This is a genomic window from Paeniglutamicibacter quisquiliarum, from assembly GCF_019084045.1.
GTDB lineage: Bacteria > Actinomycetota > Actinomycetes > Actinomycetales > Micrococcaceae > Paeniglutamicibacter > Paeniglutamicibacter quisquiliarum.
The window spans coordinates 456,092-482,099 of record NZ_JAHRED010000003.1; the positions used below are offsets into that span (position 1 = coordinate 456,092).

The 26,008-nt window shown below is 61.3% G+C and carries 18 protein-coding genes; 17 read left to right on the forward strand and 1 reads right to left on the reverse strand.

All coding sequences use genetic code 11. The annotated features are described in order from the left end of the window. Positions 1-254: 254 nt before the first annotated feature. The 17 genes from KRR55_RS08725 (at position 255) to KRR55_RS08805 (ending at position 23,241) form a co-directional block, all read left to right on the forward strand. Complete coding sequence (locus KRR55_RS08725; protein WP_217388678.1) at positions 255-2,825, forward strand: helix-turn-helix transcriptional regulator; 2,571 nt, start codon at positions 255-257, stop codon at positions 2,823-2,825. Further along, positions 2,822-5,509: a LuxR C-terminal-related transcriptional regulator gene (locus KRR55_RS08730; protein WP_217388679.1), complete on the forward strand. Its 2,688-nt coding sequence runs from the start codon at positions 2,822-2,824 to the stop codon at positions 5,507-5,509. The genes KRR55_RS08725 and KRR55_RS08730 overlap by 4 nt, the downstream gene beginning before the upstream one ends. A 574-nt stretch (positions 5,510-6,083) precedes the next feature. After that, positions 6,084-7,661: a sugar transferase gene (locus tag KRR55_RS08735; protein WP_217388680.1), complete on the forward strand. Its 1,578-nt coding sequence runs from the start codon at positions 6,084-6,086 to the stop codon at positions 7,659-7,661. Then, the gene (locus KRR55_RS08740; RefSeq protein WP_217388681.1) at positions 7,661-8,755 is read left to right on the forward strand and encodes a Gfo/Idh/MocA family protein; all 1,095 of its coding nucleotides are present in this window, start codon (positions 7,661-7,663) and stop codon (positions 8,753-8,755) included. The genes KRR55_RS08735 and KRR55_RS08740 overlap by 1 nt, the downstream gene beginning before the upstream one ends. Continuing rightward, entirely contained in the window at positions 8,752-9,774 is a 1,023-nt protein-coding gene (locus tag KRR55_RS08745) for an NAD-dependent epimerase/dehydratase family protein (RefSeq protein WP_217388682.1), read from the forward strand. Before KRR55_RS08740 ends, KRR55_RS08745 begins: the two co-directional genes overlap by 4 nt. 33 nt (positions 9,775-9,807) lie before the next feature. After that, positions 9,808-10,947, forward strand: a complete 1,140-nt coding sequence (locus tag KRR55_RS08750; RefSeq protein WP_254455977.1) for a DegT/DnrJ/EryC1/StrS family aminotransferase — start codon at positions 9,808-9,810, stop codon at positions 10,945-10,947. A gap of 1 nt (position 10,948) precedes the next feature. Then, positions 10,949-11,662 carry a PglD-related sugar-binding protein gene (locus KRR55_RS08755; RefSeq protein WP_217388683.1) on the forward strand — a complete coding sequence of 238 codons (714 nt, stop codon included), beginning with the start codon at positions 10,949-10,951 and terminating at the stop codon, positions 11,660-11,662. Beyond that, positions 11,659-12,801 (forward strand): DegT/DnrJ/EryC1/StrS family aminotransferase, encoded by a 1,143-nt coding sequence (locus KRR55_RS08760; protein WP_217388684.1) that lies wholly within the window; start codon positions 11,659-11,661, stop codon positions 12,799-12,801. The genes KRR55_RS08755 and KRR55_RS08760 overlap by 4 nt, the downstream gene beginning before the upstream one ends. Positions 12,802-12,809: 8 nt before the next feature. Then, on the forward strand, positions 12,810-13,970 hold the full coding sequence (locus tag KRR55_RS08765; protein ID WP_217388685.1) for a glycosyltransferase family 4 protein: 1,161 nt from the start codon (positions 12,810-12,812) through the stop codon (positions 13,968-13,970). Positions 13,971-14,114: 144 nt separating this feature from the next. Continuing rightward, entirely contained in the window at positions 14,115-15,626 is a 1,512-nt protein-coding gene (locus tag KRR55_RS08770; protein WP_217388686.1) for a lipopolysaccharide biosynthesis protein, read from the forward strand. Positions 15,627-15,679: 53 nt separating this feature from the next. Then, positions 15,680-16,714: a glycosyltransferase family 2 protein gene (locus KRR55_RS08775; RefSeq protein WP_217388687.1), complete on the forward strand. Its 1,035-nt coding sequence runs from the start codon at positions 15,680-15,682 to the stop codon at positions 16,712-16,714. Between the two features lie 200 nt (positions 16,715-16,914). Further along, the gene (locus KRR55_RS08780; protein WP_217388688.1) at positions 16,915-18,060 is read left to right on the forward strand and encodes a glycosyltransferase family protein; all 1,146 of its coding nucleotides are present in this window, start codon (positions 16,915-16,917) and stop codon (positions 18,058-18,060) included. After that, positions 18,057-19,379, forward strand: a complete 1,323-nt coding sequence (locus KRR55_RS08785) for a hypothetical protein (RefSeq protein ID WP_217388689.1) — start codon at positions 18,057-18,059, stop codon at positions 19,377-19,379. The genes KRR55_RS08780 and KRR55_RS08785 overlap by 4 nt, the downstream gene beginning before the upstream one ends. After that, a complete protein-coding gene (locus tag KRR55_RS08790) occupies positions 19,376-20,245 on the forward strand; it encodes a glycosyltransferase (RefSeq protein WP_217388690.1) in 870 nt (289 codons plus the stop codon). The genes KRR55_RS08785 and KRR55_RS08790 overlap by 4 nt, the downstream gene beginning before the upstream one ends. Before the next feature lie 97 nt (positions 20,246-20,342). Further along, entirely contained in the window at positions 20,343-21,146 is an 804-nt protein-coding gene (locus tag KRR55_RS08795) for a YveK family protein (protein WP_217388691.1), read from the forward strand. An 11-nt stretch (positions 21,147-21,157) separates the two neighbouring features. Next, on the forward strand, positions 21,158-22,507 hold the full coding sequence (locus tag KRR55_RS08800) for an O-antigen ligase family protein (RefSeq protein ID WP_217388692.1): 1,350 nt from the start codon (positions 21,158-21,160) through the stop codon (positions 22,505-22,507). Next, a complete protein-coding gene (locus KRR55_RS08805) occupies positions 22,477-23,241 on the forward strand; it encodes a hypothetical protein (RefSeq protein WP_217388693.1) in 765 nt (254 codons plus the stop codon). The genes KRR55_RS08800 and KRR55_RS08805 overlap by 31 nt, the downstream gene beginning before the upstream one ends. A gap of 52 nt (positions 23,242-23,293) precedes the next feature. Here KRR55_RS08805 and KRR55_RS08810 read toward each other — a convergent pair whose 3' ends face one another. After that, positions 23,294-25,999, reverse strand: a complete 2,706-nt coding sequence (locus KRR55_RS08810; RefSeq protein ID WP_217388694.1) for a WecB/TagA/CpsF family glycosyltransferase — start codon at positions 25,997-25,999, stop codon at positions 23,294-23,296. Positions 26,000-26,008: the final 9 nt, after the last annotated feature.

The following is a 26,008-nucleotide window of genomic DNA, read 5'->3' on the forward strand; positions in this document are numbered from 1 at the left end:
GATTCGGTGGGCATCGGTGGTTGCCGCCATGGGGGATAGGAGCACCAAGGAACACTTCATGCGGAGTGCTCTTGCCGGCTGGGGGGTCGGTAAGGCCAACAACTAGTGATTTCTCGACGCTTGCCGTCTAAGATGGCCATCAACGCCGATGCATCTGGGCGTACTTGGGGAAAGAACCGATTTTGGGGACGGTTTTGACGATGCAGTATTCGCTATTTTTAACTAAAAATCGCTTTCGAAATCCAACTGGGCTCTTGGGGGAGACCAGCATTTCGTTGGCGCCGGACGACCCGGCCGAAATGATCCACGCGATTCTCACGGACCCCGAGGGCGGCGGGGCCGTATTGATCGGGCCCGCGGGCAACGGGCGCCAGGATGCCTTCGAGGCAGGGTTCTCCCGCCTCGAGGTCAAACCGGAACTCATCAGGCTCAACGGCACCAGTTTTGCAGCGGGCGTGCCCAGGGGTGCCCTCGCCTTCCTGCTGTCGCGCCTGGACGTCGGCATCGAAGCCACTCGGCACGAAGTCATCCACGGTATTGCTGGAATTCTCTGCCCCTTGGGGCATCCGGCGGTGGTGCTTCTCGGGCGGCCCGAGCTCGTCGACGAGCAGTCGGCATCGATTCTGGCGCAACTGGCCGCCATGCGGAAGATCGTCCTGGTGGTGATGTGCGAACGTCTTCAGGACCTTCCCCAGGACGTCCTGTCGCTGTACCGCTCCGGTCGGCTGGCCAGGATTAGCTTGCGCAGCATGGACATGGGCGAGACGCGCACTTTCCTGGAGCATGAACTTGGCGGGTCCATGTCCATGCTGGCCGCCGCCACGCTGCGTTATCTGACCGACAACAGCCGCGACCTGATGTTAAAGCTGTGCCGCATCTGGGTCACCGACGGGCAACTGCAGCAGCATCGGGGCGTATGGGTCCTGAGGCTGGGAGGGCTCGGTACCGGGCCGGCATTGAACACCCTGATGAACTCGATGCTCTCCGGTCTCAAGCAACCCGAGCGCCAGTTGCTGCAGGTCCTGGCCATCGGCGGTCCGATAGCACTCGACGTGGTGCACCGAAACGGGTCGGCGCAGGAACTGGACGCGTTGTGCAGAGGCGGACATGTCCGCATAGTCCAGGGACCCATCGACCAGGTGCAAATCGGTGTTCCGTTGCTGTCGATCCTGTTGCGCGAAAGCCTCGACGAGGATCTGCGACTGAACGTTGAAGACCGCCTGAGCACCTTGCACACCGATCCGGCCGCCGCGCTGGCGCGTACTTCGATGCGCGCATTGCTGGACACCGGAGCCGTCCAAGAGATGGTCGCCGTGGCCCAGGACTTCGGCGTGGACGGTTTTGCCGCCGAGGCCTGGCCGCGCGACCCGGAGCACCGGATCGCCATCCTGAACCTGCACGTGAAGGCGCTGCTGAGGCTCCGTCGAACCGACGAGGCCGCAACCGTGTTGGCACGCGCCCAGGCAGGATTCAAGGAAGCACCTCACGGGAACGGCCTGGGCGACCGAATGGCTTCGGCCGGACAGGAACTGGAGCTTCTCAGAAATCGAATTCTCATGGGCGTGAATGGCGGGCGCCCGGACAGCGACAGGCAAACGGACAGAATCCTGGACGAATGCAACGAGTGGCACACCGAATCGTTGCACTTCCGGGCATTGACGGTGCAATCTCTCGAATGGGCATCCCGCACACGGCAAGGCGACGCCCTTAACGCAGTCGAACAGATCAGCGACGACCTGGCCGGGCTAAGGATCAATGGTCAATTTGACGAGATCTTCCCCGCAGACGAAGCTGCCGAGCTCGAAGCCATTCTGCTGCAGACCCAGTTGATGGCGGGGGATTGGAGGGGTGCCGCACACCGGGCAGGGGTGTTGGCCAGCGGCCAATACAGCAACCCGAGGGTCACCGCCTACGCCGATGCGGTCCAGGGCATCCTGTTCGGTCTTTTTGACGAGGCCGAACTCGCCCTGAAGGCACTTAATCCCGCCATGCAACAGTTCGTGTTCACTCCGGACGTGGCCGAACGTGCAGCTGTGGAAGCTGTCGCGACTTTTTCGCTGGTGTCCATCGGGCAGAGTGCCGAGGCCACCGAACTCCTGCTCCAGGAGCAGGAACCCGCACCGTCCGCAATGCCGCTGAACTTCTTTTCCTGGGTGGCTGAGGTCTTTGCGTCCCTTTCGGTGGCCCGCATCAATGACCCGGGCTCGGGGCAGTCCCGGATCGCGGCCTTTGCCGACAAGGTCCATGACGCCGGATACGCGGGATTGGAGATGCACACGCTGGCGTTGGCACTCAGGTTGGGGCATTTTGGGGTTGCAGATCGTCTCCACCGAGTCGCCGGGGACTGCCAGGGTTCGGTTGCGCTGAACTATGCGCGATTGGCGGCGGCAGTTTGCAACGAGGAACGCAGCGGAATCCCCAACGTCCTGGAAGAGCTGGGACGATCCGGCCAGGTGCTGTTGTCGGTCCCTACCACCAATGCGTTGGTCGAATTCATGGACCCCAAGGAACAACGCAGATTGGCGACCTACTTGTCCCGTCTGAGGCGCCAATATGCAGGCAACCAAAGCGAGGACCTAGCCGCGGAAAAGGCACCGGGGGAGAAACTGCCCAGCTGGATGAAGGAACTGACCAAACGAGAGTCACAGGTGGCGCTTCTGGCCATAGACGGCCGTGGAAACTCCGAGATTGCCCGCAGCAGCGGAGTTTCGATCCGTACCGTGGAAGGCCACTTGTACCAGGTGTATTCCAAGCTGCAGGTACGAAATCGACAGGAGCTCACCGCCCTTGACAGAGCCACCAGGCGTGCATCGGGTAAGAGATGAGCAAGCCGAGCCACAGGGGCAGGGAAAGCTCGGTCGAATACCGGGAACTGCTCAACATTGTCACTAGTCCGGAGCCCAGTGGCGCCATCGTCCTTGGCAGCATGGGCATGGGCAAGACAAGCCTGGTCGAGGCGGTGCTGGCACACCCCGATGCGCCCGCGCCGGTGATGAGGCTTTATTGCAGCCCCACCCTCTCAGAGGTGCCTTATGGCGTCCTGTCACCATATTTGGGTTCCCTGCAACGCATCGAGGGTCCTGTTGAGGTTCTCCGCGAAATCAACACGGCACTCGAGGCCGCCGCCACGGGGGACGTGAAACCCGTCGTTGTGGTGGAGGACGCACACCACCTTGACACCGAATCCGCATTCGTATTGTCGCTCCTGATGGAAAACGCTGCCCTGAAATTGGTCGCCATCGGCGCCGGCGTCATTGACAGCGGTTCCGCGCTGGCGGCGCTTTCCGATTCCGACGCACTATCCACCATCGTTGTGCAGCCGCTTGGCCTCGAGGGCGTCCGGGCACTCGTTGAGGAGCAGCTTGGCGGCAAGATCAGCGAGGGAACAGCAAGGATCATCCTGGCCACGAGCGGAGGGAATCCGAGTTTCGTCCGGGCCAACGTGGAATCCTGTCGTGAGCAGGGAATCCTGTTCAACGACCGGGCGTTTGCCCACGACAGCGGAGATGCGCCATCCATCTGGATCCTTGCGCGCCCATTGCCGGCGGTGGACGACCGGTTGACGGACATGGTGACGGAAATTCACGGACTTACCCCTCATGCAGAACAGGGCACGCTCGAAATGCTGGCCCTCGCAGGTCCCTTGCCGAGCAAGCTCTTGTCGATTTGCGATATGCCCTACCGACACCTGCTCGACTCCGGGGAACTGCGGCAGACCACGAATTCCACGATGCGCATCAACTCCGCGCTGCATGAAACCATGTTGCGCCAGCTCGTCCCGGCGCAGCGGAAGGCCGAGCTGTTCGCCGTGTGGGACAGGGCGCGCGCAGACCTAGGCCTACAACCCACACCCACGCAGGTGCTGTGGGGAATCGAAATCGGCGTCGAAGCCGAAACCGACGTGGTGCTCCGTGCCGTGCAACAGGCAGCGGACGCCTTGGACTTCGAGCTGGCGTGGAAGTTGTGCGTCGCCTCGGACATCGCGGCGCGAAATGAGCGGGGAACGCTACTGGAAGCCGCCGTGCTACTGGGAATGGGTCGATATTACTCGTCTCGGTCGCTGCTGGTCCGGCTCCTGGACCAGGCCAGGGATGCCTCCATGCTGACCTCGGCATATATGCAATTGCTTATTGTTCTGAGCAACCTCGATGTCGAGGCCCATGACAGGCAAGCCATCGAGCGACTGTGGGAAGCCCGTGCCAGTGAATTCGATGACAACTCCGGCCGTGGCGAAATCCTAAGAGGACATCGAACCGCGGAGCTGCTCCTGGAGCGCTGGAGCTCCTTGAACACCCCCGACGCGGAACGCCCGTCAACGGCCGAGCTGGAAAACCTTCTTGAGGATCCCGACATGACCCCCGAGGGGTGCCTCGTCGTGCTGTCCCTGCTCAGTGACCTCAACAGCATCGAGGGACGCAACGAGACTGCGCTGGATCTTGCACGTCAAGTGCTCAAGGGTCTGGGACAGAATCCTCGGCTGGAGGGAACCTACCAGTCAAAGACAGTCTTTCGGGTGGGCTGGAACCTGATCATATGCGGTCGGTACGTCGAGGCCAATGAGTTCATCGATTCGTACCAAGGCCAATCCATTCATTTGATCGTCCATCGCCAGGGCATGCTCGCCCTGCTTCATGGGCTGGGTGACCTGTTGCAAGGCCGGAAAGCAGCAGCCACTGAGGAACTTGCCGAAGCCGTCATGGAACTCCGCCTTAGGGACCCCGCCCAGTTGTTGGCGCTGGCATTGCGCCTGTATCAATGGACCTCGGGACAAACCGGTGTTGCCGTGTCCGACCGAGGTGCACGGCAACGTCGAGATCCCGCATCGAATGACCGGCAACGAGCAGAAGCCCTGGCCGAGACCCCTTCCAGCCGTCGCCTCTTTGCCAGGGCAGTCGCCGCGGGCATGGGACATCCCCTGGGGCACGAAAAGGTTTCCGACTTTCCGCTCGTCGAACGCGAATTGCTGCTATGGAAAACAGCGCAATTGGACCACGAGGAGCTGCAAAGCGATCCCGCCCAAGAGCGGCTGGCGTACCTGGTCCGAGGCCACGAGGGACCCCGGGCGACGCTGGCAGCACGCCTGGTCTCTTCACGGGGAATGAACGACGCCGAGGCCCTGGAGAGCCTGGGGCGAGATGCCCTGCATCAGGGCGATTTCCGCATCGCGACCGAGGCGTTGACCAGAGCAGCACTTAGATACCTGGCCGAAGGGGAACCGCGCGTCTGCGGTGCAATCCTGCGCCAGGTGGGGCGCATCATCGATGAGCAGGGCCTGGTGGCCGAAAACCACATTGCCCGGGCCTTGGCCTTCACGGAACTGACGGCACGGGAAAAGGAAATCGTGGATCTGGCACGTTCGGGGATGAATAATGCGCAGATTGCCCGGGCGTTGACCGTTTCCCAACGGACAGTGGAAGGACATCTCTACCGGGTGTTCTCCAAGTTGGGTATTTCCGAGCGCTCGGAACTGAACGACATGGACCGCGAGTCGGGTAATGGCGGCAGCTGAGTAGACGCAATCCACGCAATGTTGAAGTAGTGACCACGCGTGTCAAGGAATGTCGGGGCTACGTAAGCTCTTTTACAGGGAGAAACGCAGGAAAAATGCGATTAAGTCCTGTCCGAACGAGTTACCTCTAATTCCCGTCGCTTGCGACGGGTTTGGACTCATCCCTAGGGCGGGACCGGCGGCCAGCGGACCCTAAAAAGTCCACCCCCCAGCGACCGTCGGTCCCCTATCCGATCCGGCCCCATGCCGAGCGCACCACGCGCCAGGCATGGGGCCTGATTGTTTCTTCGGCCCCGCAATCCGAATTAGGTGTGGCGCTGGTATTGACCGAGTAGCGACCGAGTGTCCTTTTCGTCCGGTACGTGGATAAACGAGTGTCGGGTCACTCGTGCCTGACTTTGGCTCGCAACTTACGATCGGTGTTGACCGGGGCGCATGACCACTCGCGTGGGAACTTGGGGGCCCCGGAATTGTCACAGCATCATTGGGGAGATTGCACAGATGTGTAAAGAACGGGCTGAACACTTTGCCCTTTTCCACGGTGCCGATCCAGGTCGCACCGTGGGGGCAAGTCATGACGCAAATTAGTGGAAAACTGGATGGGCGCAAGCTTGGCATCATTCGGGCCTGGACGTCTTCGACCCTGACGACCACCTCTTCGGTTGCCGGCGCCAACACCGGAGTCGGCGGTCGAAGCTATCGCCGCCGCTTGCTTCTGACCGACGTCTTGATCATCTGTCTGGCTTGCGTCCTGCCGGCCGCGGTGGCGATGGGTGCGGTCCCGGATGCCGGGGGAGGCGGCCGTGTACTGGCCCAGAACCTCGGATTGACGAACCTTGCCGCCACCCCGCCGCATAGTCTGGCCCTGGCCGGTATCATCATCGGCGGATGCTGGATCCTGAGCCTGAGGTTCTTTAGGACCCGTGCCATTGGCCGAATCGCCGTGGGGATGCAGGAATACAAGTTCCTCGCCTATGCAACCGTCGCGCTGGCCGGGGCCATAGGGAGCCTGGCACTTGTCACCGACAGCACCGACCTGCGAATTTTCGTCGTCCTCAGCCTGCCTGTGGGTCTCGGCGCACTCCTGATCGGGAGGTGGGGATGGCGCCAGTGGCTGGCAGTCCAACGGGCGCGGGGCTTCGCATTGAGCAACGTCCTGATTTACGGCCAAGCCAAGGACGCCCCCTACGTGGTGCGCCAGATATCCCGAAAGTCGGGCCCCGCCTACCGCGTGGTCGGGGTTCTCCTTGATGGCGAACCCGACATCGACGCGGAGAACAAGATCCGCGCGGCGGACCCGACCTTGCCGCTGATCTACGACTCGGGCCGAATCGAGGAAGAGGTGCGGCGCCTGGGCGCCGACGCGTTGGTGGTGGCCGGCCCCCTGACCGGGGGAAACCGCGCCATCCAGGAGTTGGGCTGGCGGCTGGAAACTTGTGCCACCCAGCTGATCCTCGTGTCCTCGCTGACCAACGTCTCCGGCCGCCGAGTGCGCATGAGCCCGGTGGACGGCATGCCGCTGCTGCACGTTGACCTGCCCGCGTTTACGGGCTGGCGCTACGGACTCAAGCGCGGCATGGACGTCGCGTTCTCGGCCGCCGTGCTGTTGATGCTCTCTCCGATCCTTTTGGTCATTGCCTTGGTCATCCGCCTGGACAGCCCAGGGAAGGTCTTTTTCAAGCAAGAGCGCGCCGGCCGCGACGGCACTCCGTTCAAGATGTACAAGTTCCGCACCATGGTGGAGGACGCCGAGGCACAACTGGCCATCCTGCAGCTGCACAATGAGGGAGCGGGCCCGCTGTTCAAGCTCAAGGACGACCCCCGAGTCACCCGCGTGGGGAGCTGGCTGCGCCGGCACTCCCTGGACGAACTGCCGCAGTTCCTCAATGTCCTCAAGGGCGACATGTCGGTGGTGGGTCCGCGCCCGCCGCTGCGAAGGGAAGTCGCCGAATACGAGGGGCACACTTACCGCAGGCTCTACATCAAGCCCGGGGTCACAGGACTGTGGCAGGTCAGCGGACGCTCGAACCTGGACTGGGAGGAAAGCGTTCGGCTGGACCTGTACTACGTGGAGAACTGGACGGTCCTCAGCGACCTGCGCATCGTGTGGCGCACTTTCAAAGTCATGATTCAACCGGAAGGGGCCTACTGATGAGCATCGCACCCGAAACGAGCGTCTACCCCGCACTGCGCGTTGCCGTGATCGGCGCCGGCTATTGGGGACCCAACCTCGCCCGCAACTTTGCAATGAGTTCCGACTGGGAATTGGTGGCCATCTGCGACATGGACCTGGAACGTGCCGCCGCACTGGCACGCAAAACGGGAGAGCCAGCCGTTGTCTCCTCCGTCGAGGAGCTGCTGCGGGACCACGCGATCGATGCGGTTGCCATTGCCACGCCGGCGCGGACCCATCACGGCATCGCCATGGCGGCCCTCGCCGCGGGCAAGCACGTCGTGGTGGAGAAGCCGCTGGCCGACAACAGCGTGCGCGGTACCGAGATGGTGGAAGCTGCACGTGCCGCCGGGCTCATCCTGATGGCCGACCACACCTACTGCTACACCCCGGCGGTGCTCAAGATCCGCGAGCTCCTGGAAGCCGGCGAACTCGGCGAGATCCTCTACATCGACTCGGTGCGCATCAACCTGGGCCTCGTGCAGCCGGACGTGGATGTCTTCTGGGACCTGGCCCCGCACGACCTGTCCATCCTGGACTTCGTGCTTCCCGGCGGCCTCAACCCGCTGTCGGTCACCGCCCAGGGCGCCGACCCGCTGAACGCCGGCAAGGCCTGCGTGGGCTACATGAACATGCCGCTGGACAACGGGGCCCTGGCCCACATCAACGTCAACTGGCTCTCCCCGACCAAGATCCGCCAAATGGTGATCGGCGGCAGCCGCAAGACCCTGGTCTGGGACGACCTGAACCCGCAACAGCGCCTGAGCATCTTCGACCGCGGGGTCAACCTTGACCGCCAGGCGATGATCCGGGCCGATGCCGAGGACCGCAAAGGCGCCACCATCTCATACCGGCTGGGCGACACCTGGTCGCCCGCACTATCGGAATTCGAGCCCCTGGGCTTGATGGTGGCCGAGCTGGCCTCAAGCATTCGGTCCGGCAACGCAGCGCCGACCGACGGGCTCTCGGCGCTGCGCGTGTTGAAGGTCCTTGAAGAGGCAAGCGCAAGCCTGGCAACCGGTTCGTTGCCGCAAACCCACAATCCTGATTCCAGTTTGGAGACTGCATCATGAACGAGAACCTGAAGTCATTGGCGGGGGGTCGCTATCTGGTGACGGGCGGGGCCGGAACCATCGGCTCGGAGATCGTCGACCAACTGCTGGCGGCCGGTGCGGCGCGCGTCGACATCCTGGACAACCTGGTGCGCGGGCGCCGGAGCAACATCGCCGAGGCGCTGGCCACCGGAAAGGTCAACCTCATCGAGGGGGACATCGCCGACAGGGCATTGGTCAGGGAGCTCGTGCAGGGGCGGGACGCGGTGTTCCACCAGGCCGCGATCCGCATCACCCAATGCGCCGAGGACCCACGACTGGCGGTGGACGTGATGGTCAACGGAACGTTCAACGTCCTGGAAGCTGTCGTCGAGGCCAGGGTGCCCAAGATCGTTGCGGCCTCCAGTGCCTCGGTGTACGGCATGGCGGAGGAATTTCCCACGACCGAGCGCCACCATCCGTACAACAACGACACCCTCTACGGCGCGGCCAAGACGTTCAACGAGGGAATGTTCAAGAGCTTTCGTGCCATGTACGGCCTGAACTACGTGATGCTGCGCTACTTCAACGTGTACGGGCCCCGCATGGATGTCCACGGCGCCTACACCGAGGTGCTGGTGCGGTGGATGGAACGCATCGCCGACGGGCTGCCGCCGCTGATTTTCGGTGACGGAAGCCAGACCATGGACTTCGTCTTCTCGAAGGACATCGCACGCGCCAACCTGCTCGCGGCGGCCGGCGGCATCAACGAGGGCGTGTACAACGTCGCCAGCGGGACCGAAACCAGCCTGCGGCAACTGGCGGAAACGCTATTGGTGGCCATGGACTCGGACCTGGGCATCGACTTCGGCCCCGAGCGGGCGGTGAACTCGGTGGTACGCAGGCTGGCCGACACCTCCGCGGCCCGACGCGATCTGGGATTTGAGGCAACCACCGGGCTGGAGGAGGGGCTGGAAAAGCTGGTCGAATGGTGGGCCCCGCTTCGCGAGGAAGTGGCCGCCGGGCGCAACGCTGGCCACAAGGTCGGCACCAGAACCTAAATGGACATCGGGACTTCCTTGGGGGGAAGAACAATGAATCGCATCAGTGTCATGAAACCGTGGCTGGGCGCGGCCGAATCCGAGGCGCTCGCCGAGGTCGTAGCCTCCGGCTGGGTTGCGCAGGGACCACGGACCGCCGCCTTCGAAGGGGCCTTCGCGGAACACCAACACGTGCAACACGCGGTGGCAACCTCCAGTTGCACCACCGCGCTGCAGCTTGCCTTGATCGTGGCGGGCGTGAGGCCGGGGGACGATGTCGTGGTCCCATCCTTCTCCTTCATCGCCACCGCTAACGCACCCACCTACCTGGGTGCCCGACCCGTGTTCGCCGACGTCGAGGAATCGACGGGAAACCTCTCCGCGGACACCGTTGCGGCGGTGCTGACCGGAAAGACGACGGCAATTATCGCTGTGGACCAGGGCGGCATGCCCCTGGACCTGGAACCGCTGCGGCACTTGTGCGACGAACGCGGAATTGCCCTGGTTGAGGACGCCGCCTGCGCCGCCGGATCCACCTACAGGGGAAACCCGGTGGGGGGAGGTGCCGACGTGAGCGCGTGGTCATTCCATCCCCGGAAGCTCCTGACCACAGGGGAGGGCGGGATGCTTACGACCAACAACGCCGAGTGGGCGGCCCGGGCCCGGCGCCTGCGCGAACACGCCATGGACGTCTCCGCGGCCGAGCGCCACGGCTCGACCCTGGCCCCGCAGGAACACTACGGCGAGGTCGGTTACAACTTCCGGATGACGGATCTGCAGGCGGCGGTCGGGCTGGTGCAGTTGGGCAAGCTCGATGCCATGGTGCAACGCCGACGTGAACTTGCCCAGCGGTATCGCGAGGCATTCGGGGGAATGAGTGGACTGCGCTGTGCCCGGGACCCGGAGCATGGCACGTCGAATTTCCAGTCTTTCTGGGTGGAGGTCCTGCCGGAATTCCGGATGGACCGGGAACAGCTGATTGAAAAGCTGGCCGCGGATGAAATATCCGCACGCCGCGGCATCATGGCGGCGCACCGGCAGCCGGCGTATGCGGGACACCCGGGCATGGTCTCACCCTTGCCTGTCACGGAGCGCCTGACCGACAACACGCTGATCCTGCCGCTGTACCACGAGCTTGCCGAGCATGAGCAGGACCGCGTGATCTCCAGCGTGCTCACCGCCGGAGGTGGATGAAATGGCGCGGGTGCTCTTGATTGCCGCTGGCGGGCTGGCTCGCGAGGTGATCTCCTCCATCAGGCAAACCGGAGACCATGACGTCGTCGGTCTGCTCGACGACGACACGTCCCTGCACGGGCGCTTGGTCGGCGGCGTCCGCGTCCTGGGAGGGCCGGAACTGGCGGCAGGGATCGATGCAGGACTGCTGGTTTGCGCGGGCCGGGGCAGCGCACGCGCCGCCGTCGTGGATCGACTCGAGGCGCTGGGCATCGGAGCCGCCCGCTACGCCACACACGTCCATGGCTCCGTGGGCCTCGGCGCGGGTTCGCACGTGGGCGGCGGCACCATCCTGTTGGCCGGTTGCGTCGCAACCAGCGATGTTCTCGTCGGCCGGCACTGCGTGCTGATGCCCCGCGTCACCTTGACCCACGATGACAGGCTTGGGGACTTCGTGACGATGGCCGCAGGCGTGGCCTTGGGCGGGCGCGTCACCGTGGGTCCTGGAGCATATCTGGGAATGAACGCCTCGGTGCGCCAGGACCTGGCAATCGGGACCGGTGCGGTGTTGGGCATGGGGTCGGTCCTCCTGCAGGACCTTCCCGCCGGTGAAGTCTGGGCGGGAAACCCCGCCCGGATGCTGGCAAGACATCCCGGCGGCAAGGCGAGGGGCGACGCGCCGGCCCGGCGAACTGTCAACGAAATGTATCCGGAGCAACAGGGGGCGAACCCATGAACACCGTCCCAGTGGACGTACAACGGATCCCCTTGGTGGATCTGCAGGCACAGCAGCGCGAAATCCAGGAAGTAGTGGATGCCGGACTCGCCAGGATCTTTGAAAGCACGGCATTCATCGGAGGCCGGGCGGTTACCGAGTTCGAGGACGCCTACGCCGGTTTCCTGGGCGCCAGGCACTGTGTGGGGGTCGGCAATGGGACGGACGCCCTTGAGCTGGCCCTCCGTGCCAGCGGGGTCGGACCCGGGGACGAGGTCATCCTCCCGGCGAACACCTTCATTGCCACCGCGGAGGCGGTCAGCAGGGTGGGAGCGGTCGTCGTGCCCGTGGACGTGGACCCGGAGTACCTGCTCATCGATCCGCTGGCCGTGGCCAGGGCAGTCACGTCCCGGACCCGTGCCATCATGCCGGTCCACCTTTTCGGACAGACCGCCTTTGTGGAGCAGTTAGAACCCATCGCAGCGGCCTGCGGCGCGGTCATCATCGAGGACGCGGCCCAATCCCAGGGTGCCAAGCGGTTGGGCCGCAGCGCCGGTACGTTGGGGGTCGCCGCCGGAACCAGTTTCTATCCGGGCAAGAACCTGGGGGCCGCGGGGGACGCCGGCGCGGTCCTGAGCAACAACGAAGAACTCGCCGATCGCGTGCGCATGCTATCGGCGCACGGAAGCCGGGAGAAATACCGGCACGAGGCGGTCGGCGTGAATTCCCGGTTGGACGCGGTGCAGGCGGTGGTGCTCAGTGCCAAGCTGGCACATCTGGACCGCTGGAACGGCTTGCGGCGCGAGGCGGCCCGACGCTATGGGCACTTGTTGTCCGAAGACCCAGCAATCCTCTTGCCGCGGCAAGCCGAAGGCAACGAGGATGTCTGGCACCTGTATGTGGTTCGGGTGCCGGAGCGGGACAGGGTCTTGGCTCAACTGAATGCCGGCGGCATAGGTGCAGGCATCCACTACCCGACACCGGTGCACCTGACCGAGGCGTTCTGGCACTTGGGCCATGGGCCGGGATCTTTCCCCGTGGCGGAACTCGCCGCGCAGCAAATACTCTCGCTGCCGCTATATCCGCACATCTCCGAGGCCCAGCAGGAATCTGTAGCGCGCTTCGTGCGATCGGCGCTGTACGGCAAGGGGGAGCAATGATGAAACGCATGCGCGTGATCGTCTGTCCGCATGAACTTGCCATGGGCGGCAGCCAAATCAATGCCATAGAACTTGCCGCCAAATTGAAGGCACGCGGACACGACGTGATTGTCTATGCTCCCCCGGGACCGCTCGGGAAACTCGTGACGGAGCTCGGGCTAGAGCATGTTGCCAGCCCGGATGGCACCCGGATGTCCCTTGCATGGATGCAGGGGCTGGGACGCCTCGTCAAGGACCACGGGGCGGATATCGTTCACACCTATGAGTGGGCCCCCAGCCTGGGAGCAGCGTGGCGACTGTTGCCGATCGCGAAAACCCACTTGGTGATGACGGTGCTGTCGATGGACTTGCCCGACTTCCTGCCCACGCACGTGCCGTTGATCGTGGGGACCGAGGCCTTGCGCCGTCATGCAACCCGGCGCAGGGCCCCGGTCCATCTCATGGAACCGCCTATTGACACGGACCTAAATAGCCCCGGCTCCATGCCGCCGATGCCGTTCAATCACGCCGGACTGGTCGTTTCAATGGTCTGCCGCATTACGGACGAGCTCGACAAGGCCGATGGGGTGCTGCAGGCGATCGAGGCCGTGGCCGGGCTCGCAGTCGAGCACGACATCCGCTTGGTCATCGCGGGCGACGGCGAAGCCATGGGAAAAGTCAGGATCTTGGCCGATGACGCCAACGGGCAGTCCAACCGAGAAATAGTACGACTGCTTGGAACCCTGCCCGATCCCCGAGCGGCGTACCACCAATCCGACATCTGCCTTGGCATGGGAAGTTCGGCACTCAAGGCCCTGGCCTTCGGAAAGCCATTGATCGTTCAAGGAGCCAGCGGCTACTGGAAAACGCTGACTCCTGAAACCCTTCCGGAATTTGAACTACAGGGATTCTATGGGCGGGGAGGCAGCGGCGCAGCAGGGCTCGGCCAGGAGCTGGGCAGGCTTTGCCTTGATGACGAGCTGCGGCAGCGCCTGGGGACTTGGGGGCGGGAAGTCGTGGAAGAAAAGTACAGTCTCTCCAGCGCCGTCGTTGCCCTCGAAAAAATCTACTTGGAGGCCATGGCAGCGCGCACAAACCGTTTCATCGGTCCCGCAAGCATGACCAAATCCGCGTATGACTTTGGAAAATTCATCATGGCGAGAAGAATCCGTGCCGGGGTGGCGTCATGAAAACCCTCCATCCCGATGCCGGGCCCACGTGGGAGAATCCACGTTGCGCGTCTGCCGGGTCCGAGGCCCGGCAGCCTACCGCTTCGCGTGAATCCTCGCGGTTAATGGTGGTTCCGCGACACCAGAGCAGACCCGGAGTTGGACATGCTTCAAGTTGACCTTGGTATGGGGGTTCGCAGGGGGCTCGTCTGGAGTTCGCTGAATGCGGTGGTGCTCCGGATTGGTACCTTCGCCATGGGAATCTTTCTTGCCCGCATTCTGGCTCCCGAGGAATTCGGGGTGTTCGCCATCGCCTTGACCGTGCAGGCGGTCCTGATGACCTTGGCAGATTTTGGCCTCAGCACGGATCTGATTCGTTCCAAGAACCACCAAGCCAAGAGCCCCACGGTCGGAACACTGGGCCTGATCATGGGCACACTGCTGTTCGTTCTCATGTGGTCCAGTTCCCAGGCGACGGCCAATTTGCTGGGGAGTCCCGAAGCCGGACCCGTGATTGCCGTCATGTCTGGATCGCTCCTCCTTGCCGGGCTCGGCGTGGTGCCCTATGCAAAGCTGCAGCGGGATTTTCAACAGAAACGCCTGTTTGGAATCAGCCTTCTGGATTTTGTTGTGGTTAACACCTTGACCGTTGTTCTGGTGCTGTTGGGTTGGGGAGTCATTTCCTTGGCCATCGCTCGGTTGGCGGCCCAATTTGCAACTCTCATTGCACAATTTGTCCTCGCCGGGGTGAAACCCAGATTTGGCTTCAACCGCGTGCTTGCTCCGGAGGTCATTTCCTTCGGGCTCCCGGTGGCCGGGGCAAACATGCTCTCGTGGATATTGCTCAATGTGGACAACATAGCGATCTCCAGCATGGCGGGTCCTGTGAGTCTTGGCTTCTACTACCTGGCATTCAATGTCTCAAATTGGCCCATGAGCATGCTTGGCCAAGTCGTCCGCTCCATTTCCCTGCCCGCGTTCGCGCGAGTGGTGGGTGGCCAAAAAGATCGGAGCCTCGCGCTCGCCCTTGGCCCGGTTTGGGCAGTGGCGCTGTTTGCCGGTTTCATGCTTTCGACCCTGTCGGAACCCTTGGTCAGGGTCGTTTATGGGGAACGCTGGTTACTCTCGGCGGGAATCCTGGCGTTCCTGGGAGTGTTTGGAGCGCTTCGCATGATTTTCGATCTCTTCGTTTCGTACATGCTTGCCAAGGGTCATTCGACCCGAGTCCTGATCGTGCAGGCAATATGGATCGTCGGGCTCGTGCCCAGCTTGGTATTGCTGGTGCGCCAACAAGGTGCTTTGGGAGCCGGTCTGGCGCATGTGATCGTGTCGACTTGCCTAGTGCTCCCTGCCTACCTCGTCGTCCTACACCGGAGCCAAGCGGATATCAGGCTGATACTCCGAAACCTGGTTACTCCTGCGGTGGCCGCCGTACCAGCCGTTTGCGCCGCGTACTTGGTCGGGACGGCAGTGGACGCGGATCTCATGAAACTTTTTCTCGGGGGAATGGCCGGATCTGTGGTCTACGCCTGCGCCATATTTCGGTGGTTTCGGGCCAGAATGCACGACCTGACGAACTACGCGGGACAAGTCGGGCAGGTCGGAGGCGATGTTCCCGAATTCGCCCCCAACGATACCGCGACGGCCAGTCGTGGCGAGAAAGGGGGAACAGCATGAGGCATGGACGAAGAGGTCGATTCACTGCAACGCGAAGTGCGCTTGACGGCCCGATGGCACGGGTCAGTGTTGTCATTCCCTGCTTCAACTACGCCGCGTACCTGCCAGCTGCAGTACACAGCGTGATCGGCCAAGCCGGAATCGACCTACAAATAATCGTCGTCAACGATGCGTCCACGGACGATAGCTTGCACGTCGCAAACGAGCTTGCGCACAAATTTGCCCAAGTCACCGTTCTGCACAACGAAAGGAATCGTGGCCCCGTGGAAACGTTCAACCGCGGTTTGGAACGTGCCACGGGTGAATTCCTGGTGCGCCTTGACGCCGACGACTTGCTGACTCCAGGGTCCCTCCATCGGGCAGTGGCCGTCGCCCGCTCGGACCCCATGATAGGCCTCGTTTACGGTCATCCGATTCACTTTTCCGGCGACAGCCTCCCCAAGGCAAGAGACAGGGTCAAGGGGTGGGCCGTCTGGGAAGGCTTGCAGTGGCTGGAGGACCGGTGTCGAACGGGCGTAAACGTCATTACTTCGCCTGAGGTGCTCATGCGGATGTCGGTGGTCCGGCAGGTCGGCGGGCAACGGGACCTTGCGCATTCCCACGACATGGAAATGTGGATGCGAATTGCGTCTGTTTCCCGGGTCGCCTATATCCGTGGCGCGGACCAGGCATGGCATCGCGATCATGCGCTGAGCCTATCTGCCAGGAAAGTCGATTTCACCACCGATTTTGAACAAAGGTGGCTGGCCTTTGAAACCCTTTTCGACCATTGCCAGCCGGCAGAACACCGGTTCTCGGCCTTGCGCCTTCTGGCTCGGGAGACATTGATTGAAGAAGGGATCAGATCCGCTCGGGTGGAACTTCAGCTCGGACTGCCCGACCGGGAACGTTTTGCAGCGTGGATGTCAATGGCTAGGCGCATTGGCCCCAACGAGTCACAGGCGGCCAGACTAGCTCGCCTGGAGAACCAGGCCCATGGTCCCCAAGCATCGCCGTTCCGGCGAGCGGACACATTCCTGAGGCGAGTCTACCGACGGATGATGCGTGAATATCGGCAGAGGCATTGGGCCAGCTATGGCATCTACTAAACACGAAACGGTTTATCGGAGGTTCATGAAAAATCAAAGCGAAACTGAATTTTATTGAATATCAAATAGCTAAACTAGGGGGTAAAATGTCCAGTTCAAGGCAAGCTGCCGAACAATTGATCCGCGGTCTACAGCGATTTGGGGTCGAAGGGACCAAACGTCGCATTGCCCGGAAAATGTTTCGGCTTGCGGATTCACGCATGAATTTCGCTGAACTTGATTTTCCGCTGCGCAACGAAGACATAGTGGACTTGGCAAAGTATGCATACGCGCATCCGCCGCAGGTGGCAAAGGAAAAGCTTCGATTGGGGTGGGTGTGTGTCCCCCCGAGCGTGGGGTCCGGTGGCCACACCACGTTATTCAGAATGGTACAGGCGGCACAGGATGCCGGACACGACTGCAGCGTCGTGCTCTATGACCGAGATGATGACGACGTGACAAGGCACCACGAGGTGTTGCGGCGGGGCTGGCCATGGCTGACGGCCAAGATTGTCAGCAGTTCTGTCATTGACGGACATTTCGACGCCTTCATTGCGAGCTCCTGGCCAACCGCCCATGTAATCGCATCTCGTGCGCCAAGCTCCGTGCGGCGATTCTACTTCGTTCAGGATTTCGAGCCTTACTTTTATCCGCGGGGCTATCTCTACCAGTTGGCCGAAGACAGCTATCGGCTGGGGTTCCATGTACTAGCACTTGGCGACATGGTGGCGTCCGAATTGAAGTCGAATTGCGATCTGACGCCGAACGCAGTGCTTCCGTTTGGCTGTGACCGAAGCCTTTACCGCATCTTGCCCGCCCCCAAACAGGGCCGGCCGCGCTCGGGCGTTGTCTACTATGCTCGCCAGGATTCGGACCGTCGGGGATACCTGCTGGCCAAGGCCGCCCTGGAGAAGTTCCATGTGCTGTGCCCCGACCAGGAGATCCACTTGTACGGCGATCGTGTTCAGGGGTGGTCGATTCCCGTGACCAACCATGGAAACCTGCCGCCGGAATCACTCAACGATCTCTACAACCGAACTATCGGCAGCATCGCGATGTCATTCACGAACATTTCTTTGGTGGCCAGCGAATTGTTGGCCGCAGGCAACATCCCGGTCCTCAACGAATCACGAACCGCTCGGCAGGATGCCTCGTTTGCCGTGTGGGCGCCGGCGACGCCCTCAGGACTGGCCGAGGCGTTGGCCAAGGTCGTTCGGTACCACGATATTGAAGGGCGGGCGTTGGAAGCGGCCCTTCAGATTCCGCCCAGTTGGGGTGTCACCGAGCAGCAAATTGTTGTCGAGATCTCGGACGCGTGTCGACGGCTGAACAAGGAAGAGGGAACTCGAGTGGGTGAAATGACATGAGCGTCGGGACGAGGAAACCCGGAAGTGGCCGATCGCAGGTGGCCTGGAAACTGCTTGCCGTGTTGGCGCTGCTACTTAGCGCGTGCACGGCGGGGCCCCTCACTCAAACCCCGCCCCAGAGCGAGCCGCCGAAGGTCGGCGGCCCGCTGGGACTCCCAACAATCCCTTGGGAAGGTGGTGGCGAGTATTGGAATGCCTTTGACGCGCCTCGCGAGGCCGGGTGGACGGATGACTCGTTCTTTCCCATCACGTTGTGGTTCAACGCAATCATGTCGAACGAAGAAGTCCAGTACGACAAGAAGCTCGGATTCAACACCTATATCGGACTGGATCCGAGTACCCCGTACGAGCTCTTTGCCGACAACGACGCATATTGGATCGGTGGGCCGTTGAATGACTCCTTCACCGCGGACAGCAAGAACTGGGTGGGAGACTTCCTGGGCGACGAAGTGGACGGAAGATTTGACGTCGACACCGGACAACAAATGATGCGCGAGGCCTCTGACCTCACGGAAGGCACCGGGCGATTCAGGTATACCAACTACACGCAAATAGTCATGGCACAGTATATGAAGGACAAGGACACCGAAACGTACGTCAATGACTATTCGGACGTGGTTTCCATTGACATGTATTGGTACACAATTCCTTTCTGCAGCCAACTGCCATTGCAGCATGCCTACCTTTTCACCCTGACTGAATCCAATTGCAGGACGTCCAGTAGCTACGGGAAGACGATGCAAGCCTTGCGCGAGAGGGACGTAGTTGATGGCAAACTGCAACGCCTGTGGCAATTCGTTGAAATCCTGAATGGCGGCCCAGGCCAAGATGCGACGTACATTGAGGAAATATCTCCCGGGCAACTGAAGGGAGCCGTAATGAATTCCTTGATCCACGAAGCGCGCGGAATCGTATATTTCAACCAATCGCTCAGCGGAGACTGCCTCGCCGGTTCTGTGGTTCGGCAGAGCCAAGTGGTGGAAGACTACTGCGGCAAGAAACAGGTGGAAGCCGCTGGAGAGATCAACTCCTTGGTCCATTCCTTGGCGCCGGTCTTGAATTCTCAGTCCTATGTCTTTGACTTCGGGGAGGGACTCGACACGATGCTGAAGGTCAAGGGCGATACCGCATACGTCTTTTCGATGCTCGATGATTCCCACCAGACGGGGGAACGCAATTTTACGGTTCCGGAACAACTCCGTGGAAAACCCGTCGAAGTCATCGGTGAGAATCGAACCATATTGCCAAATGCCGACGGGACCTTTACCGACACCTTCGAGCATGAGTACACCTACCACGTCTACAAGGTCATCCTATGAAAACGGCCGTCGACCACGTAATCCTGACTCGTTTCAACCTTCCATCGAAAGGCCCCGAGAGTTTCATTCGGGCTCGAGAAGGGTGGCTTGTCGATCGGGTAAAACTATTCGAGCAGTATTGTCTTCCCTCTGTCCGCATGCAGACCTCAAGCAACTTTTCCTGGATCATCTATTTCGATCCGGAATCACCAGATTGGTTGCGCGAGAAGATTCAGGAGTGGAATCAAAATCCGCTGTTTTCCGCGATTTACCGTGAAGAGGTTTCCCGCGACGAATTGTTGACCGATATTCGTTCGACTACCGGGGCAAGCCGACAAAGACTGCTGACCACAAATCTTGACAACGACGACGGCCTTTCACGGGACTTCGTCGAACGATTGCAGTCGGTGGAGGCCCCTCCCCGACGCCTGGCCATCTACCTTAGCCACGGGCTCATCAAAAGCGGCAACGCGTTGTATTGGCACCGGGATAGAGAAAATGCCTTTTGTTCCGTGCTGGAGAACTGGGACGATCCAGTCACCTGTTGGGTTGACTGGCATAACAGGTTGGCGGATCATATGTCTACAACCGAAGTGACGGATGGGCCGGCATGGCTGCAGGTAATTCATGAACGAAATGTGAGTAACAGGGTTCATGGACGGAGAGTGCCAGCGGGGAAATTCATCCTTAACTTCGGACAATTGATTGGGGATATAAATGACCCGAGCTGGTACGAAACGGCACTAGATCGGTATTGGGGCGCACCACGGCGATTCGTCTACGAGACGACACGTTCTGGTGTCAAGAAAGCGACCATGCTCGTCGGCGGCAAGTCGGCGTTGGACAGAATGAAGATTCTGCTCCAGCAGGGTCAAACAGGAAAATAAAGTCCACTGTCACTGGGGGTTAGGCAACATGGACAATAATTCACGTTTAAGCATGGTTGGAGAAAAAAATTTACCGCGGCAGATGGCGGTGGAGTAGATGTTTCTTCAAGACTTAGGTTTCGCCTTACTACGTCGTTGGTATTTTGTTTTGTTCGGAGTGTTGGTCACGGTTGCCGGGGTGTTTGGCATTTATCAGGTTGTGCCAGTCAGCTACCAAGCAACTGCGAGCCTCGTCTTGGTTCCTCCGCAAACCGCGGTCATCGAGGGGGAGAACCCCTACCTCTACATGGGGGCACTGGACCAAGCCCTGAGCGTCCTCGTTGTCAAAATGAACTCGGCGCAAGTTTCTGAGCCAATTTTGCAAAAGGACCCGAATCTCAGTTACGCACTAACTAAGGACGTTGCCACGACCGGGCCGATTATTCTCATTGAAAGCGAAGCACCGGTTGACACCACGGCTCTGTCCATCGTCAACCAAGTGTTGAAGCAGGTTCCACCAAATCTGGTGGAAATCCAGGACGCATTGGGAGTGCCCAAGGACGCGCGCATCACGGCGATGACAATTGTGCAGAACCGCGAAGCCGAAGAAGTAACCAAGAAACAACAGCGAATGATGATTGCGGGCGCCGCCGGCGGCCTTGCCCTGACAGTGTTGGTAACTGGCCTTATGGACAAGCTCCTGACGCGGCGCAAACAAAAACGGATGGCCAAGAGAAAGGTTCGAGCGGTCGCCGAGGAACATCCGATCGAAGCTATTCAAGAGTCCCGCAAGGGCATTCAACCGGCGCGTTCCCATTCTGCCGGAGGGCCTGAAATCAAGACCACTGATGACGGGAACGATCCGGAACGCGACGTAGCGCATCCGGCGCAGGTCACGCAAAGTACACTAATTGAGTCCTGAGGATTGCAGCCATGGACCATTCGGCAGGCCCTAACCAGCCGTTGAGGGTGAAAACCCCGACGTCCTGGGATGCTGTTACCGTCCTCAAGGGTTTCGTGTTGGTTCAATACGTGATTCCATCGGACCAGCGGATCTTGGCACTAGGCGCGGCAGGTTCCCCGGCAATCATTTATGCCTTGGGCGCCATGCTGTGGTGGGTGTGGCATAGAATCCGGTATACGGCACCGGAACGGTCATTTCGAGCCCGAATGCTCAGGGGTGCCCTCTATTGCTTCTTGGCTGCCATGATTTCCGGTTATGCGGCTGCTAACGTCACCGCTCTGCCGCCGTCCGAGTCCAATATGGCGGACATGGGCGCCATCAAGATCGTCGCGATGATTGGACTGGTTCTTGTCGCCAGCGATGGAATCCCGAGTATCCCGCGCCTCATCAATTTTGTGCGATTCCTGAGCACGGTGGGAGGGCTCTATGCCACCCTGGGATTGTTCCAGTTTTTCACCGGAATCAGCGTTATTAACCTCATCAGCATTCCCGGGCTGTCGAGTATTGGGGGTTCCGGTGTCGATGAGCGAGGTGGATTCGTCAGGGCTGTCGCTACAGCCATGCACCCCCTGGAATACGCGACCGTTTTGTCGATGCTTCTGCCGCTATGCCTGACCCTTGCTGTATTTGACCGGAGGAAGTCGGGTCTTGTGCGGTGGTATCCCGTGGTGGCAATCTCCGTCTGTTCAATGCTCTCAGTGAGTCGGTCTGCCCTCATTGGTGCTGCGGCTGTTTTTCTCATCCTTCTTCCGACGTGGCCGCGCCCATTGCGCCAAGGAGTGGGCATCATGATGGGCTTCGGATTTGCGGCCATGTACGTAGCCGTCCCGGGCATGGCTGGAACGATTCTGGGTCTATTTTCAGGCTCTGACACCAGCGTCAGCTCCCGCACGGGAAGTTACGGAGCGGCATCCGAATTCCTGGCCGTTTCCCCAATATTCGGACGTGGCCTGGGAACTTTTCTTCCGAGCTATCACATATTCGACAATCAATATCTTTTGCTGGTGATTGAAACCGGAATCTTGGGCCTCGTGGGTTTCTTGGCCCTCTTGGTAGTCACGATGTACGGGGTCCTGAGAAGCCGCGCGAAGTTTTCCGACGCTGTCGTCCGCGGTCTCGGGATGGCCATATTTGCCGCGTTGGTCGCGGGCGCCCTCCTATCTGCCTTTTTTGATAGCTTGTCGTTCCCGCAAGCCGGCAGCCTCATTTTCCTCATGATCGGCGTTGCGGGCGCCTATGTGTCCCTAGCGGCGTCCGATCCCGGAAAAGTCGGGAAAGAGGTGACCCGATGGCAAGAGACAGGACAAGCTGGGGGCTAAGGGAACGGCTGAGGAAACATAAAAATGTTCTGGTCCGGCGCTGGTACCTGATCGCTGCAACCACGTTGGTGCTCATGCCCGCGCTAATCGCCGTGCACAATGCGACAGGGGTCTATTACTCGACGGCGTCCGTCTTGTTCCTGCCGCCTGCCTCGGCCGTGGAAGGCGGCGGAAATTCATTGCGCGCCGATCCCGGGAGCACCGTGTATTTCGCGGCCGTCGTCGAACGCCATTTCAACCAGGGGGCTCATGCCTACGAAGTGCCTCGACCAACGAGCGCCCCACTCTACGCGACGGGAGTTCGCCATGGTTCAGCCGTGTACCTTCCCGACCAAGGCGGACAATGGCAGACCAACTTCAATAAGGCAGAGATACGCATAGAGGTTGTTGGCACTTCAGAGGAGGAAGTTCTGACGAAAATGAGCGAAACCATTGAGACCTTGAGAGTGCTGGCCATCAGGCCGCAGGAAGAGATGGGAATCTGGCCGGAGTCTCGCATCACCACCGAAACCTCGCCCGAAAAGCCCGCCGTAGCATATGCCTGGATCCGCAATAGCCGCGCTGAAATGACTGTCGCGGCACTGATCGTGGGGCTGAGTATTGGTGTGGCCAACATCGGTGACTCGGGGCTCAACGCGCGTGCGCGCAGGCGCGCTGGACGTGAGGGTGCAAATGCGCCACGGCCAGGATCCCGTGATCGAGTCGGGTTCGGTGTCGGTTCCGAGGCTTCGTAGCCCCGAACGGACGCGGTTGGACAAGGACGATTCTGGACGGTCGGTTGAGAGCCTACCGACTCGATTCGTCCCGTTCCCAGCGCTGATCCTGCATCCTGCTCGCGTTGCGCGCCTTGAGTCTTCCTCCGATGGCAAGGACACCGTAGATCCCGGCATCCACTGCCGTGAACGGACCAGAAACCGATGCCAGCAGCTGCTCGAGCGTTCGCAAAGAATCCGGAGCGTGTTTCTCAGCCATGGCCCCGGCACCAGACCGAAGTTCATCTTGCCCACGGTAGTTTCTGCGCAGCACCGACATGAGCGATGCGACCGATCGGGGCGTTGAGACCTGAACCGGCGGCGTGGGCAGAATTTGCTTTTCCTCGACTGAAAACTGCAGGTCCACGTACAGGTCATCGGCCGTGACGTCCGGAAACGAATCAAAACGCCGACGTCCGATTTCGCTCATGCCGTAGGCGCCGGCGCCCCACAGCGCCTCGTTAGTCGCGGGCAACCGGCGGCGGGCTCGGTAGAACGCGCGCACGGGCCATGACGCTCCTGCGGTTACGTACTCAAATGCCGGTCGTGCCGACAACGCCCCGGGCCGAGACAAATAATCGAAGGTCATGCGCAGGGCGGATGGCGTAATGACGATATCGGCGTCCAAATACAGTCGTGGATACACCGTCGTCTCACCGTCGGCCAAGTTGAGGGCGGCAACCTTGGAGGGGATTTGGGACTCCAAGACTCTGACACCTGCAAAGCCCCTTGCAATCTCCGCCGTGTCGTCGGTGCAGCCGTTGCAGGCGACAATCACCTCGATGGCGCCACTGGCGGCCAACCCGGCCAGAGGCGCCAAGGTCCGCGCGATGACCGAAGACTCGTTGTGTGCAGGAATGATGACAGCTCCCGGCGGAAAGCCAAATGTGCAGCCGGGTTCCTGCGTTGCGCGGGGTAGTTCGCTCCAGCGTTGTTCGTTGGAGACAAGGCTGAAGATCCCGCGGTGGCCTGGCCTGGCGGAACGCAGCGCCTCGTGTAGGACCACCACGGACTTGAACGCGGAGGCGTACCGGGCAGACCGGTGCTTGCGGACGTATCGGACGCGGTTGGCCGCCATGAGCGCATTGAGGGCGACCGAGGCACCGGAGCCTCCCATATGGTGCGTCATGACGGCTTCGGGTTCATACCAAATGGTTGCACCGGACTCCCTGGCACGCCGGAAGTAGTCTGTCTCCTCGGAGTATAAGAAGAACTGTTCGTCCCAGACGCCTAGACGCCTGTCCAGCCCGGCATCGATCAACAGTGCCGCGCCAGTGGCCCAGTCGACCTGGTGCGGGTGGGCGTAGCACTCCGGATTGAATTCCATCTCCGACGTCCAGACTGGGCGCTGCGGAAGCCGCTCGCCCAGGAGCGCATCGCCCAGGGCGCGGCCAAGGGAAGGCTCCCGGCGAAGGGAAGGATAGGTCTTGCCGTCGCCCTGCAGGAGGCGTGGAACCACGATGCCGGCACCCGAGATGACGAGCCGCTCCAGCATTGCGGCGATGGCTCCGGTGCCCACTGTCAGATCGGGATTCAGGACCAGCACGGCCGAGCAATCCCCGGCAAGGAACCGAACCGCATTGATCCCCCCGGCGTAGCCCAGGTTCGATTCCGTGGACACCGCAATGACATCCGGATGGGCTTGGAGACGTTCCAGCGTTCCGTCCACGGAACCGTTGTCGGCCACGACAACGCGCAGGGCCAATGTGAGCGCCTCCCGGCGAAGACTGAGCATCAGGTCATCAATCGTGTCCTCGTTGTTGTAGGTAACCACCAGGACGGTCACATCGGCGCTGTCGTGACGACCGACGAAACTGGCCAGCGGAGCGTGGGACCGTATGGTTTCCACCTGCGGCTGGACACTGTCGATGACTGGCTCATCGTCTGCAAGAACGCTGCTGTCACGACGGATCTTTAGCAGGCCGGGCGGGTCGTCGACCAGATAGCGGCGGGCCATCCGCCGGGGTTCCGCGGCTAGCCTCCAAGCCCACTCCAGCCCCCTGTCGCTAACCCAGGTTGGTGCACGCCTTACCGCCCCGGCCAGGAAATCCACCACGGCACCGAAAGCGAGGAGGGTCTGTGCTCCGGTCAGCGTCCCGTAGGCGGCCATCCATAATTCCTGGCGCGGCTTTCCCAACCCCACGACCAGGATGTCGGTGTCGGTTCGGTGGATCGCATTGGCCAGCGCCACGGAGGCATCGTGGTCCTCCAACTCGGTGCGTGCCGGCGCCCAGAAGCCGCTGACCTGAAGCCGCGGTCGGTGCTCCGCCAGGGTGCGCGAGAGTTCGTCGTGGATTTCGGCCGATCCTCCCAAGAAGCCTACGGACAGTCCGGTCCGCTCCGCCTCGTTCAATATCGGCCCGATCAGGTCGCTGCCGGCCAGACGCGGCCAGCTGCCGCCGGTGAGACGGTTGGACTGGGCAACCAGCGGCGCACCGTCCAACAAGGTCAGCCACTCCATATCGGGCGTCCTGTCTCCGGAAGGGGCATTGGCCTGCAGGAGGCGCAGTGGCTGCGTGGGCCTGAGGGAATCGCCTAGCACCCCATGCCAACGGCCGCCGGCACCGAACTGGACGACGTGGTCGAGATTGGCCGATACAACTGACAAGGGCCTCGTGCGGTCCTGTCCGGCCGAGCGGCCGGAAGTTGAATGGTCGATGATCCGGGCCACCGCGTCTTGCCGCTGAAGCAGGTCGACGACTATGCCTGCCAGATCTACGCGTCTGTATTCAGATGACATGGTCCTGCC

What these genes read in the sequence shown, in the direction of transcription:
- KRR55_RS08740 (WP_217388681.1), top strand. Translation starts at nt 7,661, where the DNA reads ATGAGCATCGCACCCGAAACGAGCGTCTACCCCGCACTGCGCGTTGCC.
- KRR55_RS08810 (WP_217388694.1), bottom strand. Translation starts at nt 25,999, where the DNA reads ATGTCATCTGAATACAGACGCGTAGATCTGGCAGGCATAGTCGTCGAC.
- KRR55_RS08790 (WP_217388690.1), top strand. Translation starts at nt 19,376, where the DNA reads ATGAAAACGGCCGTCGACCACGTAATCCTGACTCGTTTCAACCTTCCA.
- KRR55_RS08735 (WP_217388680.1), top strand. Translation starts at nt 6,084, where the DNA reads ATGACGCAAATTAGTGGAAAACTGGATGGGCGCAAGCTTGGCATCATT.
- KRR55_RS08745 (WP_217388682.1), top strand. Translation starts at nt 8,752, where the DNA reads ATGAACGAGAACCTGAAGTCATTGGCGGGGGGTCGCTATCTGGTGACG.
- KRR55_RS08760 (WP_217388684.1), top strand. Translation starts at nt 11,659, where the DNA reads ATGAACACCGTCCCAGTGGACGTACAACGGATCCCCTTGGTGGATCTG.
- KRR55_RS08755 (WP_217388683.1), top strand. Translation starts at nt 10,949, where the DNA reads ATGGCGCGGGTGCTCTTGATTGCCGCTGGCGGGCTGGCTCGCGAGGTG.
- KRR55_RS08750 (WP_254455977.1), top strand. Translation starts at nt 9,808, where the DNA reads ATGAATCGCATCAGTGTCATGAAACCGTGGCTGGGCGCGGCCGAATCC.
- KRR55_RS08805 (WP_217388693.1), top strand. Translation starts at nt 22,477, where the DNA reads ATGGCAAGAGACAGGACAAGCTGGGGGCTAAGGGAACGGCTGAGGAAA.
- KRR55_RS08780 (WP_217388688.1), top strand. Translation starts at nt 16,915, where the DNA reads ATGAATTTCGCTGAACTTGATTTTCCGCTGCGCAACGAAGACATAGTG.
- KRR55_RS08775 (WP_217388687.1), top strand. Translation starts at nt 15,680, where the DNA reads ATGGCACGGGTCAGTGTTGTCATTCCCTGCTTCAACTACGCCGCGTAC.
- KRR55_RS08770 (WP_217388686.1), top strand. Translation starts at nt 14,115, where the DNA reads ATGCTTCAAGTTGACCTTGGTATGGGGGTTCGCAGGGGGCTCGTCTGG.
- KRR55_RS08730 (WP_217388679.1), top strand. Translation starts at nt 2,822, where the DNA reads ATGAGCAAGCCGAGCCACAGGGGCAGGGAAAGCTCGGTCGAATACCGG.
- KRR55_RS08765 (WP_217388685.1), top strand. Translation starts at nt 12,810, where the DNA reads ATGCGCGTGATCGTCTGTCCGCATGAACTTGCCATGGGCGGCAGCCAA.
- KRR55_RS08785 (WP_217388689.1), top strand. Translation starts at nt 18,057, where the DNA reads ATGAGCGTCGGGACGAGGAAACCCGGAAGTGGCCGATCGCAGGTGGCC.
- KRR55_RS08800 (WP_217388692.1), top strand. Translation starts at nt 21,158, where the DNA reads ATGGACCATTCGGCAGGCCCTAACCAGCCGTTGAGGGTGAAAACCCCG.
- KRR55_RS08795 (WP_217388691.1), top strand. Translation starts at nt 20,343, where the DNA reads ATGTTTCTTCAAGACTTAGGTTTCGCCTTACTACGTCGTTGGTATTTT.